Raw genomic sequence first — 20,001 nt, forward strand, 5'->3', positions numbered from 1 at the left:
AGGGGGAAACATCCCCCTATAAATTACTTAACTCATCTGATTTTCGAGATATTTGCTTAATCATTTGTGAAATTTCCTCCTGTTTTCTTCTTAATTCCTTGAACTTCTCTTCAACTTCTTTTGATATAGCTTCTATTTTTTGAACTTCTTCTTGAACATTTTGAGAAAGTTGATTTTGCATTTCCGTCATTTCTACAATTATCTTAAATTCTTCAAACATATCGGATATATCATTTGTATTTTCATCAATTGAATTTAAAACACTCTGATTTTTATCAATTACAGTTGAAAGGTTATTTGACAATTCCACAATTATCGAATTAACTTTTGAAAAAGTACTTCTTGTACTGCCCACTGTTTCATTTATAGACTCTACCAACCTTTCCGTATCCTGGGACAACTTTCTAATCTCTTCTGCAACCACAGCAAATCCTTTTCCAGCTTCTCCTGCCCTTGCTGCTTCAATTGCAGCATTTAAAGACAACAAATTAGTTTGTTCTGCAATATCTTGAATCTTTGTTGTAACATCTTCAATCATATCAATCCCCTTTGAAAATTCAACAAATGATGCATTAAGAGATTCATTTACTTTTATAAGATCTTTAGTCATTTTCAGTACACTTGAAAGATTTGCTAAATTTTCTCTGGAAGATTGCTCAATCTTTTCACCTATTTTACTTACTTTATTGATCTTTTCTGAAATTTCGTTTGTCTTCTCCTCTACTTCATTTAAAAATCCGTTAAATTTTTCAAGTACAAATAAAAGATTATTTATATCACTATCAACAATTTTTGCATTCTCATATAAACTCAAATCTATTTCCTGAACTTTTTTAGTTGTATCAAAAACAACATGAGAAAGTTCTCTTGCTTTCTGAGACCATTTTTCAAGAATTTTCATGTTCTCTCTTTCCTTTTCTAGCAAATTGTTAATCTTTTCATTTGCAATTTTTGTTTCATTGTTAATTTCAATTATTTTTACAAAAGCATACATACCAAGGGTGATTCCAAACCCTGTTTGAGCAAGATTAAAAAACATATAGTTTATCTCAACTATTCCTAAGATTGAAAAAATAGACAATAATATTCCAAATACTACGCTTCCCAATCCTAGCGTTACTATTCTTTCTGAAAAATTCTTTGAATTTTTTACGAAGATATATGAGATATAGAATAAAGCCAAAATTGCAAATAGATAGAATTGGGAATAATATTCTCTAGCAGTTGAAAGATTTGCAGCAAATAAAACTCTTATATACAAAATCCAATACATTATTACATAAATCTTGAATAATATATTTTTCTTTATTTTAAACAAGCTATATGCAAATTCTAATGCAAAGTACATGGATAAGGCAGCTCCTAAAATTACAATCTTTTTCCAAAATAGTAGTGGAGACATTATTAAATTCATTTCATCCAAAGACAATAAAACTGGGCTTAAAACTGTTATTGCTCCAAACAATAAACTTTTATCTCTTATTCCAAAATACATAAGGAGCATTAATATAAATATAGCGACTGCAAAACCTGATGTAAAATGATGAAGCATTTCGTTAGCAAAATTATGTTTTTCAACCACATCCTGAACATCTTTCAAATCACCTATATACCAACTTGATTCAACACCACCGACATTTTTTGAATAAAATAAAAATTTTGTTGTCCCATTTAATGGAAGATAATAATACCTATGCCATGAATTTAGATCTGGTCCAGTTAAAGAAAATATTAATTTTCCGTCTTGATAAACTTTTACTTCTTGATTTGCAGTAACCGTAAATGCTATATACTTATTTTTTTGATTTAAAACAACTTCAAATTCATGCAAGTCTTCATCATTAAATGTTAAAAAACTTTCATCTAAAAGTGCTCCATCAACTTTAAGTTTTGGCAAAAATTCTTGTAGGCCATCCTCTTTTAAATACGAATTAATTGAAAAAATAACTAAAAGAATTACAATTCCTCCAAGTAAAAAGTACAATAAATTTTTAAACATAACAAACCTCCCTTCAATCTTTTATTATTCTTTTGATTATTTTACCATATTTTGACTTTAATCATAAATATATGATATAATCTTAACTGACCATGTGGTCAAATAGTTAGGAGGTGATTTTTAAATGATTAAGATTAAAAATTTGAAAAAATATTATGGAAAAAATGTCGGTATTGAAGATGTAAGTTTTGAAGTAAAAGAGGGTGAAATAGTTGGGTTAATAGGTCCTAATGGTGCTGGAAAAACAACAACCATTAGAATTTTAACGGGTTTTCTTACTCCCGATAATGGTGAAGCATACATTGATAATAAAAAGATGCCATTTGAAATTGACAAAGTCAAAAAAAATATTGGATATATTCCAGGAGAAGTAAATTTCTATGGCGACATGAAAATAAAAGACTTTCTAAAATTTAACAGGGCATTTTATCAAAATATAGATCAAGATTATGAAAAATATATTATCAAAACATTAGGAATAGATTTAAATAAAAAATTTAAAGAACTTTCTCTTGGAAACAAAAAGAAAATAGCAATTCTTCAAGCACTAGTACACAAACCAAAATATTTAATATTAGACGAACCTACAAGTGGTCTTGATCCACTAGTCCAGCAAAAATTTTACGATCTTTTAGAAGAACATAAAAAAAATGGTGCGGCAATATTGTTCTCATCTCATATATTATCAGAAGTTGAAAAATTATGTGATAAATTTGCAATGATAAAAGATGGAAATATTGTAAAATTTGGAAATATAGAAAGTTTAAAAGATTTTTCAATAAAACTAGTTAATGTATACGGCTTAAAGGAATGCGATTTGATAAAAAAATACAGCTTCAAAAAAGACTCAAAAAGTTACACATTCGAAATAAGATCAATAGAATTAAAAACATTTTTAAATGATCTTTTAAATTGTGAGTTCAAAGATATTGAGATCAAAAATCCTGCACTTGAAGATGTCTTTTTAAAACTTTATAAATAGGTGGTGAAAATATGAATATATTAAAAAAAGAAATAAATCAAAATATAATAGTCATCTTAATATGGATGATAGTTATATCGCTTTTTATTTGGATGTTTTCGGCTGCAACAACATTCTTTTTAGATGAAAATACACCTGCTTTAAAAATAATCCAAAATATGCCAGAAAAATTATTAAAAACATTTAATATTGAAATTGACGTTTTATCCAAACCGGAAGGTATCTTTGGAACCGAAGGTATGACATTTATGTTTATCTTCTTTGGGATATTTTCCTCAATAATCGCAAGTAAAATTTTTGCAGGTGAATTTGATAATAAAACAATAGAATATTTGCTTGTTAAACCAGTTAGTAGAACTAAAACTTTTTTATCAAAAATGGCAGCAACAATTTTATTTATAACAATACTCTCATTTACTTTCTTGCTTTCAGAGCATATATTCTTCCCACTTTATGTTAAAAATTTTAGTAAGGTGGTTATGAATTATTTTTTTATTTACATATTTATTTCTTCCATTTTCTTTGCATCATTTTCTACGCTTTTATCTATGATATTTAGAAAAAGAAAGCTTGTAAATACTATATCTATATCGTTTGTATTTTTAATGTTTTTTCTAAATTCAGTTACCGAAGGTGTAGAAAACTTTGAATTTCTTAGAAAAATAAGCGTTTTCTATTATTTTTCAACAATAGATATACTTAAAGAACTGACCATAAATTACAGTGCAGTAGCTGCAATTATCTTTATTTCAACAATTTTATTTATTTCATCACATTACATATTCAAAAATAATGATATTTCAATCTAAGGGGAGGCGCAGAAAATGTTAATTTTAAAAAAAGAATTGAGATCTAATATAAAATTATTTATAATTTGGGCATTCGTATTATTTTTATTTTCTTACATGATCGCCCCTTTTATAGATACCGTAATGAAAGATTCAGAGGAAATGATAAATTTTATTAAATCACTTCCAAAATTTATGGTTAAAATTTTTAACATTTCTGAAAATTCAATAACTCCAGAAGGATTTTTTGGAATGAAAATAATGATGATGGCTCAAATATTTGCAGGGGTTTTTTCCATAATACTTGCATCAAATTTATTTGCCAATGAATTTGAAAATAAAACAATAGAATATTTGCTTGTTAAACCAATAAGTAGAAAAAAAATATACCTTGAAAAACTAATTGCTATTCTTATTTTCTATACACTCTTTTTTCTAATATTCTGCGCAAGTGTGTTAGTACTTTTTAAGGTATATGTAAGTTACGAATACAGTCCTTACATCTTATTTGGATATTCCCTATATCTATATGTCATAGAAATTTTCTTTGGCTGTTTAACAATTTTTCTATCTGTAATATTTCAAAAAACAATGCTTTCTATATCATTATCGCTCTCAACTTTTATATTAATGTATATAATTGATATTCTAGGAAGTGCAAACGAAAAATTTTCTTTTTTAAGGTATTTATCAATCTTCAAATACATTTCAATTGGTGATACTATAAATAATAGTGTAGTGTATATAAATAATTCAATAATACTTATACTTATAGGTTTTGTAATTTCCTTTTTTGGGCTCAAAATCTTTACTAGAAAGGATGTCAATATCTAAATGACAAAAAAGGAAAAAATTATTAAATATGCCCTAAAAGAATTTGCAGAGAAAGGTTTTCTTGCTGCCTCCACAAATACAATTTCAAAAGCTTCAAAAGTTTCAAAAGGAGCAATTTTTTACCACTTTAAAAGTAAAGAAAATCTGTACATAGAATGTTTTAAAAAAATCCAAGGTGAATATGAAAAAGAATTTTTGAAATTTTATTCTAAAAATCCTCATCTTGATTTTTTTGAATTTTTAATAAAATGGAGCTATAAAAAAATTGAAATAGCTAAAGAAAAACCTGAGTACCTTCAATTTTTTAAAACAGTTGAATCTATACCTGAGAGTCTAAAAGAAAAAATTTTCAAGTTAAACCAAGAAATTTATTCAAAATATATACCTTATTTTTTTGAAAAATTTGAAAAACTTGAATTAAAGGAAAACATGGACAAAAACTTTTCCTTTAAAATAACCTTTGAAATTTTGGAATATTTATCAAAAAAATATTACTATGAATTTGAAAGTAACCTTGAAAAAATCATGGAAGAAATAGAAAAAGTTATAAATATAATCAAATTTGGAATACTAAAATAATATAGATATTCTTTTCTAATGTGATATAATATTTTAGGTCGAATTGGAACCGTTTCTATGGAGGTGACGTGATGTTAAAGGACTTAGAAAAATATTTAAAAAGTAAAATAAGTGGGCATAAAAATTATGCAATACCAAAGCTTTGGATACACTCTAGCAAAGAAATATTTGGAAATATATTTGAAGAAAAAGGAAATACAATTTTTGTTGATCCATACGAGTTTTTCTATAAAGTTGTTTCATATATAAACTCGCAAAGAAAAGAAAAAGTAGAATATTCAAAATCAATTTCTAATATAACTGGTGAAAAGGATTGGCATAAAAAGGCAATAATATATGGTAGTTTGCCAAGAATGACAGCTGCATACAATCACAAGGGATTTGCAAATTTCGAAGAAACAGATATATTGGGCTTTAAAGAATCAGGCACATTTTTAAAAATGATTGCTTTACTCATTTATCTTAAACACTTCAATGTAAATACACTTTACATGCTTCCCATAAGCCAATCTAGCAATTTATTCAAAAAAGGCAGTATTGGTTCACCTTACGCAGTTAAAAATCCTTTAAAACTTGATGAAAATTATCATGATCCTCTACTTGAAGGATTCAACGTAGAAGAAGAATTTCAAGCGTTAGTAGAAGCAGCTCATATCCTTGGTATTAGAGTTGTCCTTGACTTTATTCCAAGAACCGCTTCAAGAGATTCTGATTTAATAAGGGAACATCCAGATTGGTTCTACTGGATAAAGGTAGATGATCTTTCTGAATATAAACCTCCAATCATTGATAGTCTACCGTTTAAAATCCCAGATGCAGAAGATATACCTGTAATTTATAGAAACGCAGAGGTTCGAAAACATCTAAAAAAATTTGTCGATTCTCCAGATAAGATCGATCCAGAAAAATGGGAAAAGGTAAAAAAAATGGAAGGAAATATTCTAGTAAACATAATAAAAGAATTTGGTATAGTTACACCCCCAGGATTTTCAGACTGGATAAATGATACTCAGCCAACATGGGATGATGTTACATTCCTAAGGTTGTACCTAGACAACCCAAAACTTGCAAAACCATATATATCACCTGATCAAAAACCTTACATTTTGTTTGACGTAATCAAATCTAGTAAATTCCCAGGTGAAGATGAAAACATAGAACTTTGGGAATATATTTCTGATATAATTCCTCACTATCAAAAGAAATTTGGAATTGACGGTGCAAGAATTGATATGGGCCATGCACTCCCTAAAAAACTTCAAGAAATGATCATATCAAAAGCCAAAAATAATGATCCAGAATTTATGTTTATAGCTGAAGAACTTGAAATGAAAAATGACAAAAAGGCAATGGAAGAAGGCTACAACGTTATACTAGGTAACAGCTGGTATTCAGTTGCAAGAAGAGAAGAAATGTACAAATTGGTAGAAGAAACATCTGTAAATTTAAAAATCCCATTTGTTGCTTCAGTTGAAACACCAGATACTCCTAGAATAAAGGCAAGAGAATTTGGGGATAAATTAAAATTTCTTTCGCCATTTTTAATGTATTTTATACCTAACGGACTTCCCTACATTAACTCAGGGCAAGAAATAGGAGAAATCCAACCAATGAATTTAGGATTAGACAATACAATCTGGGGAAAAACTGTTCTTCCACCCGATGATGAATTTTATGGAAAGCTTGCATTTTTTGATCACTACGTGCTTCATTGGAACAGTTATGATGAAAAGGTATATTCTTTCTTGAAAAATCTCCTATTTTATAGAAAAAAATACGAAGATTTTATACTTTCAGGTGAATTTAAATATGTTTATTTTAATTATCAAGACGGATTTTTGGCAAACTATTCATATTGGAAAGATGATAAAGGTATATTGATCATTGGAAACCTTGATCTTTCATGGGAAAGAGAGTTTGAAATACACCTTGATAAAACTGTTGGAAAACAAATCGAAATAAAAAGTGTAAAGTTATGGAATGGTTTTGAGGAATATTTCTTAGAGAAAAGTAATATTTTAAGGTTAAAACTTAATGCGGGTGATTTTGCTTTAATTATCATAAATGAGTAAATTTGGGAGGGATAGTATGAGTAAAAAGGTATTATTTTTAATTTTTGTATTAATTTCTTTGGTTGCATTTTCAAAAACAGTTATAACCGTCCATTATCACAGATTTGATGATAATTATGCAGGATGGAATCTCTGGATATGGCCTTCAAAACCTGTTTCAATGGAAGGAAAGGCCTACCAATTTACTGAAACTGATGATTTTGGTGTAGTTGCAAAAATAGAACTTGATATGGATTTAGATGAAGTTGGAATAATAGTAAGATTAAACGAATGGCAAGCAAAAGATGTTGCAAAAGATAGATTTATCAAAATAAAAGATGGAAAAGCGGAGGTGTGGATCTTGCAGGGAGTCGAAGAAATATACACAACAAAGCCAGACACAAGCCCAAGAGTGTTTTTCGCTGCAGCAAAAGATTACAACGTAATAGAAGCATACCTTACAAACAAAATCGACACTAAGACATTTAAAAACATCAAAGTAACTGTTGATGGAAAAGAATTACAAGTTGAAAAGATAGAAAAAGCAGATCCTACAGATCTTTCAAAAACAAACTATATTAGAATAATTTTAAAAGATGCTCTAACAGAAGAAGATTTAAATAAAGATGTAAAATTATTTATCGAGGGCTTCTCTCCGTCTACTGTTTATATGTTAGATGTTTTAGATAACATTTACCATGATGGAAAACTTGGATACTTATATAGCAAAGAAAAAACTATCTTTAAAGTATGGTCTCCTGTATCTAAAAAGGCCCAAGTTTTACTCTTCAAAAATGGCGAAGATGAAAAGCCTTACAAGGTTGTTGATATGAAATATGTTGGAAATGGTGTCTGGCAAGCAGAAGTTGAAGGAGATCTTGACGGAGTATTTTACAAATACAGATTTGAAAGCTATGGAAAAGTTAGAGAAACTGTTGACTACTATTCAAAAGCAGTCTACAAAAACGGAACAAAAAGTGCTGTAGTAGATCTAAAAAAGACTGATCCAGAAGGTTGGAACAATGATATTAGACCAGCAATGAAAGCACTAGAAGATGCTATAATATACGAAATACACATTGCCGATATGACAGGACTTGATAACTCTGGAGTAAAAAACAAAGCAACATACATAGGATTAACTGAAGAAAATACAAAGGGGCCTGGTGGAGTTTCTACAGGGCTTTCTCACCTTGTCGAGCTTGGAATAACACATGTTCACATACTTCCAATATTTGATTTCTACACTGGGGATGAAGAAGATAAAGATTTTGAAAAAAGTTACAACTGGGGATATGATCCTTACTTATTTACAGTTCCAGAAGGAAGGTATTCAACAAATCCAAGAGATCCATATGTTAGGATAAATGAAGTAAAGAAAATGGTTCAAAAATTCCATGAAAAAGGCATTAGAGTTATTCTTGACATGGTATTTCCACACACTTTTGGCATTGGAGAGCTTTCACCATTTGACCAAACAGTACCTTACTATTTCTATAGAATTGATAAAACAGGGGCATATCTCAATGAAAGTGGTTGTGGAAATGTAATTGCATCAGAAAGACCAATGATGAGAAAATACATAATTGATACTTTACTTTACTGGATAAACGAATACCACGTTGATGGTTTTAGATTTGACCAAATGGGACTTATTGATAAAAAAACAATGCTTGAAGTAGAAAAAGCTGTTCACTCAATAGATCCAACGATAATATTGTACGGTGAACCTTGGGGTGGTTGGGGTGCACCTATAAGATTTGGAAAATCAGATGTAGCTGGAACACATATTGCCGCGTTTAATGATGAGTTTAGAGATGCTTTGAGAGGCTCTGTCTTCAATGAAAAGGTTAAAGGATTCTTAATGGGAGCAATAGGAAAAGAAACTAGAGTTAAAAGAGGTGTTGTAGGAAGCATCTATTATGATTCAAGAATTAAAAGCTTTGCCAGTGATCCAGAAGAAACCATCAACTATGTTGCATGTCATGATAATCACACACTTTGGGATAAAAACTATTTAGCTGCAAAATACGATAAAAAATACAAATGGACCGATGAAATGTTGAGAAATGCTCAAAAGCTTGCTGGAGCAATCTTACTTACTTCTCAAGGAATTCCTTTCATTCATGCTGGTCAGGACTTTGCAAGAACTAAAAACTTCAATGAAAATTCTTACAATGCTCCAATTTCAATTAATGGTCTTGACTATCAAAGAAAATATGAATATTTAGATGTCTTTGAATACTATAAAGGATTAATTAAGCTAAGAAAAGAACATCCAGCATTCAGATTAAGAACAGCAGAAGAAATCAAAAAGCACCTCAAGCTTTTAACAAGTAGAACTAGAAGAATAGTTTCATTCATGCTTGTTGATAATGCTGGTGGAGATCCATGGAAAGATATTTTAGTTATATACAACGGAAATGTTGGGCCAGTTGAGTATGAACTTCCAGAAGGAACATGGAACGTTGTAGTAAACGGACAAAAAGCAGGAACGGAAATAATAGAAAAAGTTTCTGGTAAGATAAAACTTGAAGGAACTTCTGCATATGTTTTGTACAAAAATAAATAATATGATATAATTTAGAATGGTGTACTTTGTACTCTAAGGGGTGATAATATGTCAAAGAAAAAAATTCTTGTCGTTGAAGACGAGGACAACATGAGACTTTTAATAACCGAAGAGTTGGAAGAAAGCGGATACGATGTTGATGAAGCAAGAAATGGTGAAGAAGCACTTAAAAAATTCAGAGAAAAAGAATATGACCTTGTTACTGTAGATATTGAAATGCCCGGTATGAATGGTTTGGAAGTTGCGGGGAAAATCAGAGAAATAAAAAAAGATGCAAAGATAATAATTTTAACTGCTTATTCTCATTATAAGAGTGATCTTGCTTCATGGGCTGCTGATGCATATGTCGTAAAATCTTCAGATTTAACTGAATTAAAAGACACAATTGCAAAAATAATTAATATGTAAGGCATTGCCCTCCCCAAGAAAAAAAGGTGGCGGGAGGGCCACCTTTTTTGTTAATTTAATACCTAAAAGCAAATAGATCAAGTGGAGGTGTTTATATGGATTACAAAGAAACGTTAAACCTGCCTTCAACAGAATTTTCCATGAGGGCAAATCTTGTAAAAAAAGAACCAGAAATGCTTAAAAAATGGAAAGAAATGGACGACTATAATTTGGTCTTAAAATCAAGGGAGGGAAAGCCAAAATTTGTTCTTCACGATGGTCCTCCATACGCAAATGGAAACATTCATATTGGAACTGCCACAAACAAAATATTAAAAGATATAGTTATTCGCTACAAAACTATGAGGGGATATTATGCCCCATATGTTCCAGGTTGGGACACTCATGGTCTTCCAATAGAACATAGAGTTTCTGTAGAAATGGGAGAAAAGATAAAAGAAATGTCTCCTGTCGAAATAAGGCAAAAATGTAAAGATTTTGCACTCAACTTTGTAAATATTCAACGTGAACAATTCAAAAGATTAGGAGTAAGAGGTGATTGGGATAATCCATATTTAACACTAGATCCAAAATACGAAACCCACATATTAAATATTTTTAAAACACTCGTTAAAAATGGTAATGTATATAGAGGAAACAAACCTGTTTATTGGTGTCCAACTTGTAAAACTGCTCTTGCAGAAGCAGAAGTTGAATATCATGACCATTCTTCACCTTCAATTTACGTAAAATTTAAATTAATTAGTGAAGAAAATACATATGTTGTAATATGGACAACAACTCCTTGGACACTACCTGCAAACGTTGCTATTGCAGTACATCCAGAATATGATTATGTAAAAATTAAAGTTGATGGTGAATACTGGATAGTAGCTGAAGGCTTATTAAATAAATTTGCAGCAGAAACTGAAATTAATTATGAAGTTGTTGAAAAATTCAAAGGTAAAGATTTAGAGTATAAAAAGGCAAAACATCCATTCATAGATAGGGAATCATTAATTGTGCTTGCTGATTATGTAACACTCGAAGATGGGACAGGTTGTGTTCATACCGCACCAGGACACGGTGCTGAAGACTATTTAACCGGTTTAAAGTATAACCTACCAGTTCTTTCACCAGTAAATGAAGAAGGAATATTTACTGAAGAAGCAGGAAAATATGCTGGTCTAAAAATTTGGGATGCAAATAAAGTAATTATAGAAGACTTAGAAAAATTAGGTGCACTTATAAAGACACAAAAAATCGAACATAGTTACCCACACTGCTGGAGATGTAAAAATCCAATTATATTTAGAGCAACTCCTCAATGGTTTATTTCTGTCGATAAAAATAACTTGCGTGAAAAAGTTCTAGAAGAGATCAAAAAAGTTGAATGGCACCCAAAATGGGGTGAAAATAGAATTACAGCAATGGTTAAAGAAAGACCTGACTGGACAATTTCAAGACAAAGAGTATGGGGAACTCCAATCCCTGCAATAAAATGTAAACATTGTGGTGAAGTATTTATTGATGAAAAAGTAATTGATAACTTTATAACAATCGTTGAAAAAGAAGGAACAGATGCATGGTTTAAGCTTTCTGAAAAAGAGATTATTCCAGAAGATGTTAAGTGTCCAAAATGCGGACATAATGAATTTGAAAAAACATACGATACTTTGGATGTTTGGATTGACTCAGGTTGTTCATTTGAAGCTGTCATAAGATCAAAGGGTGAAAAATTTCCAGTTGACTTATACTTAGAAGGCGATGATCAACACAGAGGTTGGTTCCAGAGTTCTATCTTTATGTCCGTTGCACATACAGGACAAGCACCATACAAATCTGTTGTAACACATGGATTTATAAAAGACGAACATGGTAGAAAAATGAGTAAATCTCTAGGAAATGTAATTGATCCAAAAGAAATTGTTGATAAATACGGTGCTGATATTTTAAGACTCTGGGTTTCCAGTATAGACTTTTTTGACAATATCCGCGTAGGTAAAAATATCATTCAACAACAAGTTGAAGTATACAAAAAGATTAGAAATACACTTAGATTCTTACTTGGTAATTTAAATGACTTTACAAAAAATGATTTAGTTGAATTTGATAAACTTTTACCACTTGACAAATGGGCTCTTGGAAGGCTCCAAGAAGTAATATCTCAAGTTACAGAACATTATGAAAAATACGAATTTTCAAAGGTATACAGCCTTATAAACAGATATTGCACCGTGGAATTAAGTGCAACTTACCTTGATATATTAAAAGATAGGTTGTACGTTGAAGCAAAAGATTCAATATATAGACGTTCAGCACAAACTGTCATGTTCTACATCTTAGATGCATTAATAAAAATGCTAGCTCCAGTACTTGTATTTACTACAGAAGAGGCTTATCAATTAAGTCCACTTAAAGAATTTGAAACAGTACATCTTGAGTATTGGCCACAAGTTAGGAAAGAGTTTGTAGATGAAAAACTAATGGATGAATTTAAAATACTATTCATGGTAAGAGATGACGTACTAAAAGCTTTAGAAAACGCAAGGAAAAATGATGTAATAGGTCATTCTTTAGATGCAAAAGTAACTTTAAAGGGTGTAAATGAAGAGATTAACAACATTCTTCTAAAGTATAAAGATTACCTTGAAGAAATTTTCATTGTCTCTCAAGTTGAAATTGGAGAAGGAAAAGTTAAAGGTGAATTTGCAAATGTAAGTGTAGAAAAGGCAAGTGGTGAAAAATGCCAAAGATGTTGGAAATATAGTGAGGAAACAGGAAAAGATGAAGAATATCCAAATACATGTCCAAGATGTGCTGCTGTTTTAAAAGGTGAAAGAAAATAAAAAACTAATATGTTTGAAACAAGAATCTTCATTCTTAGTTGTAACAAAACCCCATCCTGGTATAACCGAGGATGGGGTTTGTCTATACTCAGAGTTAACCTTTAAAACATTTAAAAAAGATGAAAATGATATAATATATATTGTTTAAAAGCAAATAAGGAGTGAATTAAAAAATGAAAAAAGTAGCAGTAATAGGTTCTTCAGGAAAAATAGATGAAAATCTTGAAAAATTATGTGTAAAACTTGGCAAAGAGCTGTCAAAAAATTATATAGTAATTACAGGTGGAAGAGATGGAGTGATGGAAGCTGTTTCAAAAGGAGTTAAAAATAATTTAGGAACTTCTATCGGCGTTTTACCATATGATGAAAAAGGAAATGAATTTAACACTATAGAAATTTTAACAGGTCTTGATTTTTCTACAAGATCGTTTATTATATTAAGAAATGCTGATGCCGTTATTTCAATTGCCGGAGAATGTGGCACAGCAATTGAAATATTTGGAGCTTACGCATACAAAAAACCTCTAATTTTATTCAAAGGTACAGGTGGTTGGACTGATAGGATACAAAATGTTTTAATTGATGGAAAATATCTTGATAATAGGAAACATTCAGAGGTATACATAGCAGATAGTATAGATAAAATTTTAAAAATTCTTGAAAAAATCTTGGGAGGTAGCTGATGCAATATATATCGCTTATTTTAGTAATAATAGTTTGGGGACTTTCATTTATTGCAACAAGTATTGTGGTTCAAAATATTTCACCTTTACTTGCTGCTTTTATTAGATTTTCTATAGCTCTTTTGACACTACTTGTCATTCCAAAAGATAGAAAAATTAACTTGTTTAATATTCACAAAGTCCTTGCAGGATTTTGGGGAATTACAATTTATTTTGTCTCAGAAAATTTTGCGCTTAAATTTACTACTCCAACCAATGCTGCTCTAATAGTTTCAACAGCACCTATTTGGTACGTCTTGTTTACACAAATTGCTCATAAAAGAAAAACTCATTCTCTACAATACGTTGGATCTCTAATTGCACTTTTTGGAGTGGGGCTTGTAATTTTAAATGGAAGAATTATTTTAAAGTTAAACCCTATTGGTGATTTACTTGCTTTTTTTGGAGCAATTTCCTGGGTGTTATATACACATCATATTATTAAGCTTGATGATCATTCCTCAATCACAGCTGTATTTGAAATTACTTTTTGGGGTGTAATAACATTAATTCCATTTACTATTATTGAAACTATCTTCTTTAAAACCAGTTTCAATTTAAATCTTAATATTATTTTTTCGCTGCTTTATCTAGGAATTTTATGTTCAGCAATTGGATATCTTCTTTGGAATAAAGCAATTGAAACACTTGGAGATAGAACCACTACAAATGCTGTATATATAATTCCAGTTGTAACAGCAGTGTTTGAAAGCTTAATATTCAAAAAGATTCCATCAATATTACTTATTTCAGGTATAATATTAGTGATTATAGGACTTTTAATATTTGAAAAATTTGAAGAAAGGGGAGTAAATCATGGGAAAAAATGATCTAGGAATAGACCTTGGAACAGCAAATTTTCTGGTTTATCAGAAAGGAAAAGGAATTGTTCTTTATCAACCATCTGTTGTAGCAATTTCTAAAAAAAATGGAAAAATAATTGCGATAGGTGAAGAAGCAAAAGAAATGCTAGGAAAAACTCCAGAAGATACAATTACTGCTGTAAGACCTATGAAAGATGGAGTGATTGCAGATTATACGATAATCTCTGAAGTTTTAAAAATATTTATAAAAAAAGTAACTAAAGGATTTTTATTTAAACCAAATATGGTTATAGGAATACCTGCAAAGACAACCACCGTGGAAAAAAGAGCTGTTTTTGACGCTGCATCAAGCGCAGGAGCCAAAAAAGTTTTTGTTGTTTCTGAACCCCTAGCAGCTGCAGTAGGTGCAGGCATTGATGTTACAAAACCTGAAGGCAATATAATTATAGATATCGGGGGTGGAACTACAGATATCGCAGTTATCAGCCTTGGGGGAGTTGTTGTAGGAGATTCTGTAAAGCTTGCCGGTGATGCCATGGATGATGCAATAGTAAAAAGTATAAGAAAACTTCTTGGTTTAATAATAGGTGATTCAACAGCAGAAGAAATTAAAAAAAGAATCGGAAAAGCACACCCAGATATAGAAGACTTTGAAATGGAAGTAAAAGGGCGTGATGCAGTAACTGGCCTTCCCCGAACGGATAAATTAAATTCATCACAAGTATACGGTATGCTAAAACCGATTATTGAAAGTCTTATTTCCAGGATCAAGGTGGTTCTTGAAAAGACTCCACCAGAACTTTCTGCAGATATTATGGAAAAGGGAATAGTAATTACAGGTGGTGGAGCACTACTAAGAGGAATAGATAAGGCAATTTACGATGAAATAGGCGTTCCCTGCAAGGTAGCTGAAGATCCATTAACTTGTGTCGCAAGAGGTACAGGAATTTTATTGGATGATGAAGAATTATTAAATGAAGTAGCCGAAACCTACGAATAAAAATTTGAGGTGATTAAAAATGTACAAAGGTGTTTACCTTGCTTCTATGGGAATGTTAGCTGATATTACAAAACTTGATACGCTTTCAAATAATATATCTAATGCAGAAACTATTGGCTATAAAGCTGATAATTTGGCATTTAAGACATATCTTGAAAAAAGATTACACTCTTTTAAACCAATGCCTCAAGAAAAAAAGGTCGAAATTAAGGATATTGGAAAGTTCGAGCAAGCAGTTATTTTAGATGAAGTAAAAACTGATTTCAGTCAGGGAAATATTGAACATACTGAAAATATGTTAGATTTTGCAATTGACGGTTCTGGCTTCTTTGTGGTAGAAAAAAACGGAGAAAAGCTATACACAAGAGCAGGAAATTTTAAAATTAGTAGCGACGGTTTTTTAGTTACAAGTGAAGGATATTATGTATTAGATAAAAATGATCAAAGAATTAAGGTATCCGATAAATCAGATCTTATTAATAATATCAAAGTTGTAGATCTTGATAATCCAAGAAAGATTGGTTACACCTACTACAAAGGTCAAGAAATTGAAAAAGAAAATTTTAGGATTTTACAAGGATATGTAGAAAAATCAAATGTGAACATTGTAAAGGAAATGGTAAAAATGATAGAAGCAAATAGGCATTACGAAGTTTTATCAAAAGCTGTAACTGTACACGATGAATTGCTTAACAAATCTATTAATTCCGCGGGTAATTTAAAGTAGGAGGTGTAGTAAATGATTAATGGACTTTATACAGCAGCAACAGGAATGTGGGCACAACAATTTAAACTCGACACGCTTTCAAATAATATTGCAAACGTAGATACCGCTGGGTATAAAAAAGTTAAATCAGAATTTCAAGATCTTCTTTATGATTATTCAAAAAATGCTGGAGCAGCAACCGCACAAAATTCTTTGCATCCAACAGGTTTATATGTAGGACACGGAACAAAATTATCAGCAACCACAAGAATTTTTACTCAAGGAAATTTAGAAAGAACGGGAAATTCTCTTGATTTGGCTATTTCCGGTGACGGCTTTTTCCAAATCCAACTTCAAGATGGTAGAATAGCATACACAAGAGATGGACAATTTAAAATTGATGGTAATGGAAGAATAATAACCAGCAACGGTAATCTATTGTCACCAAATATAGTTGTACCACAAAATGCTGTATCACTAAGCATATCCCCAGATGGTATAGTTACTGCTGAACTTCAAGATGGAACTCTACAAAACCTTGGAACAATTACACTGGTAAGATTTATAAATCCATCAGGATTAAAAGCAATTGGCGATAATCTTTTCTTAGAAACACCAGCAAGTGGTACTCCGGTTGAAGGCACCGCAGGACAAGATGGTTTTGGCTCAATATTGCAAGGTTATGTAGAAAAGTCAAATGTAGATATAGTTAAAGAAATGGTTGACATGATTAGTGCTATGAGAGCTTACGAATTAAATTCAAGAACAATCCAAACTGCTGATGAAATGTTAAGAACAGCCTCGAGTATGAAAAGGTAATTTTTAAACAAATAATTTTTTGAATCATAAAAACAGGGCTCTAATTAACACTAGAGCCCTGTTTGCTTTTGATTTTATTTGAAAATTCCAAATTCTTGTATATTAATATCTTATTCGACAGTAACACTCTTTGCAAGATTTCTTGGTTTGTCAGGGTCATAACCTCTCATATCAGCAATTAAATATGCAAAAAGTTGTATAACAGGGGAAATCGTAAGAGGATACATGTCTTCCGGGCTATCAGGAACATAAATTATGTCGTCTGAAATACCTTCCAAATCATTATTTGATTCATTAGTTACAGAAATTATTCTTGACTTTCTTGCCTTTGACTCTTCAATATTACTTTTTGTTTTTTCAAACAATCTATCTTTTGGCGCAATAGCAAAAACAGGAAATGTTGGATCTAGCAAAGCAATCGGTCCATGTTTCAACTCACCAGCTGGATATGCGGTAGCATTAATATAGCTAATTTCTTTTAATTTCAAAGCACCCTCTAACGCAGATGGATAATTGATCCCACGACCTATATACATAAAATGATGGTAATTTTTGTAATATGCTGCATATTCTTCTAAGTTTATATTGCTCAATAATTTTCTAAAAATTTCTGGCGCTTTTTTCAAAAATTCGAAATCTTTTTCAAGCTCTTCATTCCACAATTTTTTTTCTTTTAGAATATACATTCCAAGAACGTATAAAACAACAAGTTGGTTTACGTAAGTTTTAGTAGCAGCAACTCCAATTTCTGGGCCAGCATTCATCAAAATTGTAACATCACTTTCTCTGGTAATAGTTGACCCAACTACATTAGAAATTGCAACAACTCTTGCACCTTTTGATTTTACGAGTCTAACTGATTCAAGAGTATCTGCAGTTTCACCAGATTGAGAAATTGCAATTACCAACGCCTTATCATCTATATGTATGTTTCTGTATCTAAATTCTGATGCTACATCGACTTCTACATCAATATTTGAATGTTTCTCTAAAAAATACTTAAAAACAAGCCCAGCATGATAACTTGTTCCACAAGCAACAAGTTTTATTTTTTCAACCTTTTCTAAATTAAACTCTTTTAATTCCGTAAGTATTGGTCCTTCACTAGTAATTCTACCTACAAATGCACTTTCTATTGCTTCAGGTTCTTCATTTATTTCTTTTAACATGAAATGCTTGTATCCACCTTTTTCTGCAGAAGCCTCGTCCCAATCAATATGATAAACTTTTCTTAAAACAATATTTCCATTTACATCTGTGATTTTATACTCTCCATTTTTCAACAATGCAATATCTCCATCTTCTAAAAATACTACATCTTTTGTATACTTTATAATTGGTGTAACATCTGAGGCTAAAATAACTTTATTTTCTGCCCTGCCCAAAACTAGTGGACTTCCTTTTCTTGCTGCAACTAAAGTATCCTTCATGTCAGAATGCATAACAACTATAGCATATGCACCTTTAAGCATTTTCACAGATTTTAAGACTGCTTTATAGAGATCCCCTTCAAAATTTTCTTCGATCAAATGTGCAATAATTTCCGTATCAGTCTCTGATTTGAATTTATGTCCCTTTCTCTTTAACTCTTCTTTTATCTCTGCATAATTTTCTATTATTCCATTATGAACAATTGCAATTTTACCAGTACAATCTGTATGAGGGTGAGCATTTTCATCAGTAGGCGCTCCATGAGTCGCCCATCTTGTATGCGCAATACCAACTGAAGTGTTAGAATTTGTAATTTGGTCCCTTAAATTTGAAATTTTTCCCGTAGCCTTCTGGATAATAATGCTCCCATCTTTATAAAAAGCTATTCCTGCAGAATCATAACCTCTATATTCAAGTTTTTGCAAATCATCAACAAGCTCTTTTATACTAAATTCCGTTCCAATTATTCCCACTATTCCGCACATTTTAAAAGTGCCTCCTTAATTTTTAAGGGAAGTTCTTCTTCTACTCCCTTTTTTGCAACCTTTAACGCGTTAAATATCGCCGTCCTATTTGAATTACCGTGGGCCTTTACTACTATTCCCTCTACACCAATAAAGAATGTTCCTCCATATTTTTTTGGATCAAGTTTATTTTTCAATGAATTAAATACAGGCTTCATTAAAAGAGCACCCAAGGCAGATATTATATTCCTTTTTACTTCAGACTTTATAAGCTCTGTAATCATTTTTGCTGCACCTTCCATGGTCTTCATAGCTATATTTCCATGGAAACCATCTGCAACAACAACGTCTACTTTCCCCGTATTTAAATCGTTACCTTCAACATTTCCGATAAATTGATTACCAAATCTTTCTTTCAAAATCTGGAATGCTTCTTTTTCTTTTTGTGTTCCTTTATTTTCTTCTGTTCCAACATTCAAAAGTCCAATAGTAGGATTATCTTTGCCAAGCAACTTAGCATATTCAACACCCATAATGGCAAACTGGAGAAGGTTAGAAGGTTTTACATCTATATTTGCTCCTGCATCAGCTAAAACACAAAAATCATTCTTAGTCGGAATCGGTACTGCAAGAGTAGGTCTTTCAATTCCTTTAATTCTTCCTACGACAAAAGTTGCGCATGCCAATAGTGCACCAGTATTCCCTGCACTAACAACCGCATCAACTTTCTTTTCTCTAGCAAGTTGACAGCTAACATACATTGTACTTTTTTTTCGTCTAATCGCTTCTGTGGGTTTTACATCCATTGGCAAAAAATCGTCGGTTACTACCTTTACACAATTTTTTGGTAGTTGTACGTCTTTAAAATTTTCTTCAATTCCTACAAGATAAAGTTCCACATCTTCATTTTCTTTTGCAAAGGAAAGAGCGCCAGCTAAAATTTCCGCTGGCGCATAATCTCCTCCCATTAAATCAATCGCTATTTTCTTCATAA

The 20,001-nt window shown here is 31.1% G+C and carries 16 protein-coding genes; 13 read left to right on the forward strand and 3 right to left on the reverse strand.

The genetic code is table 11. The features are described 5' to 3' along the window. Positions 1–16: 16 nt before the first annotated feature. Complete coding sequence (locus EO083_RS03690) at positions 17–1,999, reverse strand: methyl-accepting chemotaxis protein (protein WP_126992844.1); 1,983 nt, start codon at positions 1,997–1,999, stop codon at positions 17–19. Positions 2,000–2,123: 124 nt separating this feature from the next. Between EO083_RS03690 and EO083_RS03695 the strand changes: the two genes are divergently transcribed. From EO083_RS03695 to flgG, 13 genes are all read left to right on the forward strand, one after another. After that, positions 2,124–2,981 (forward strand): ABC transporter ATP-binding protein, encoded by an 858-nt coding sequence (locus EO083_RS03695; RefSeq protein WP_126992845.1) that lies wholly within the window; start codon positions 2,124–2,126, stop codon positions 2,979–2,981. Between the two features lie 11 nt (positions 2,982–2,992). After that, on the forward strand, positions 2,993–3,790 hold the full coding sequence (locus tag EO083_RS03700; protein ID WP_126992846.1) for a DUF2705 family protein: 798 nt from the start codon (positions 2,993–2,995) through the stop codon (positions 3,788–3,790). A gap of 15 nt (positions 3,791–3,805) precedes the next feature. Beyond that, positions 3,806–4,603 carry a DUF2705 family protein gene (locus EO083_RS03705; protein WP_126992847.1) on the forward strand — a complete coding sequence of 266 codons (798 nt, stop codon included), beginning with the start codon at positions 3,806–3,808 and terminating at the stop codon, positions 4,601–4,603. Next, positions 4,604–5,182, forward strand: coding sequence for a TetR/AcrR family transcriptional regulator (locus EO083_RS03710; RefSeq protein ID WP_126992848.1), 579 nt, complete (start codon positions 4,604–4,606; stop codon positions 5,180–5,182). 71 nt (positions 5,183–5,253) lie between these two features. Continuing rightward, the gene (locus tag EO083_RS03715; protein WP_126992849.1) at positions 5,254–7,254 is read left to right on the forward strand and encodes an alpha-amylase family protein; all 2,001 of its coding nucleotides are present in this window, start codon (positions 5,254–5,256) and stop codon (positions 7,252–7,254) included. A 16-nt stretch (positions 7,255–7,270) separates the two neighbouring features. After that, entirely contained in the window at positions 7,271–9,805 is a 2,535-nt protein-coding gene (gene pulA, locus EO083_RS03720) for a type I pullulanase (protein ID WP_126992850.1), read from the forward strand. Positions 9,806–9,853: 48 nt separating this feature from the next. After that, a complete protein-coding gene (locus EO083_RS03725) occupies positions 9,854–10,213 on the forward strand; it encodes a response regulator (RefSeq protein WP_114702990.1) in 360 nt (119 codons plus the stop codon). Positions 10,214–10,308: 95 nt separating this feature from the next. Then, positions 10,309–13,041, forward strand: a complete 2,733-nt coding sequence (ileS, locus tag EO083_RS03730; protein WP_126992851.1) for an isoleucine--tRNA ligase — start codon at positions 10,309–10,311, stop codon at positions 13,039–13,041. Between the two features lie 173 nt (positions 13,042–13,214). Next, a complete protein-coding gene (locus EO083_RS03735; RefSeq protein WP_126992852.1) occupies positions 13,215–13,724 on the forward strand; it encodes a TIGR00725 family protein in 510 nt (169 codons plus the stop codon). Then, entirely contained in the window at positions 13,724–14,593 is an 870-nt protein-coding gene (locus tag EO083_RS03740; protein ID WP_126992853.1) for a DMT family transporter, read from the forward strand. The genes EO083_RS03735 and EO083_RS03740 overlap by 1 nt, the downstream gene beginning before the upstream one ends. Further along, positions 14,580–15,587, forward strand: coding sequence for a rod shape-determining protein (locus tag EO083_RS03745; RefSeq protein WP_126992854.1), 1,008 nt, complete (start codon positions 14,580–14,582; stop codon positions 15,585–15,587). The genes EO083_RS03740 and EO083_RS03745 overlap by 14 nt, the downstream gene beginning before the upstream one ends. A 19-nt stretch (positions 15,588–15,606) precedes the next feature. After that, positions 15,607–16,314 (forward strand): flagellar hook-basal body protein, encoded by a 708-nt coding sequence (locus EO083_RS03750; RefSeq protein WP_126992855.1) that lies wholly within the window; start codon positions 15,607–15,609, stop codon positions 16,312–16,314. Between the two features lie 12 nt (positions 16,315–16,326). Then, positions 16,327–17,112 carry a flagellar basal-body rod protein FlgG gene (gene flgG / locus EO083_RS03755; RefSeq protein ID WP_012579812.1) on the forward strand — a complete coding sequence of 262 codons (786 nt, stop codon included), beginning with the start codon at positions 16,327–16,329 and terminating at the stop codon, positions 17,110–17,112. Between the two features lie 110 nt (positions 17,113–17,222). Here flgG and glmS read toward each other — a convergent pair whose 3' ends face one another. Both glmS and plsX read right to left on the reverse strand, forming a co-directional pair. After that, a complete protein-coding gene (glmS, locus tag EO083_RS03760) occupies positions 17,223–19,028 on the reverse strand; it encodes a glutamine--fructose-6-phosphate transaminase (isomerizing) (RefSeq protein WP_126992856.1) in 1,806 nt (601 codons plus the stop codon). Next, positions 19,016–19,999 carry a phosphate acyltransferase PlsX gene (gene plsX / locus EO083_RS03765; protein WP_126992857.1) on the reverse strand — a complete coding sequence of 328 codons (984 nt, stop codon included), beginning with the start codon at positions 19,997–19,999 and terminating at the stop codon, positions 19,016–19,018. The genes glmS and plsX overlap by 13 nt, the downstream gene beginning before the upstream one ends. Positions 20,000–20,001 lie beyond the last annotated feature (2 nt).

The organism is Thermosipho globiformans (genome assembly GCF_003990895.1).
GTDB lineage: Bacteria > Thermotogota > Thermotogae > Thermotogales > Fervidobacteriaceae > Thermosipho > Thermosipho japonicus.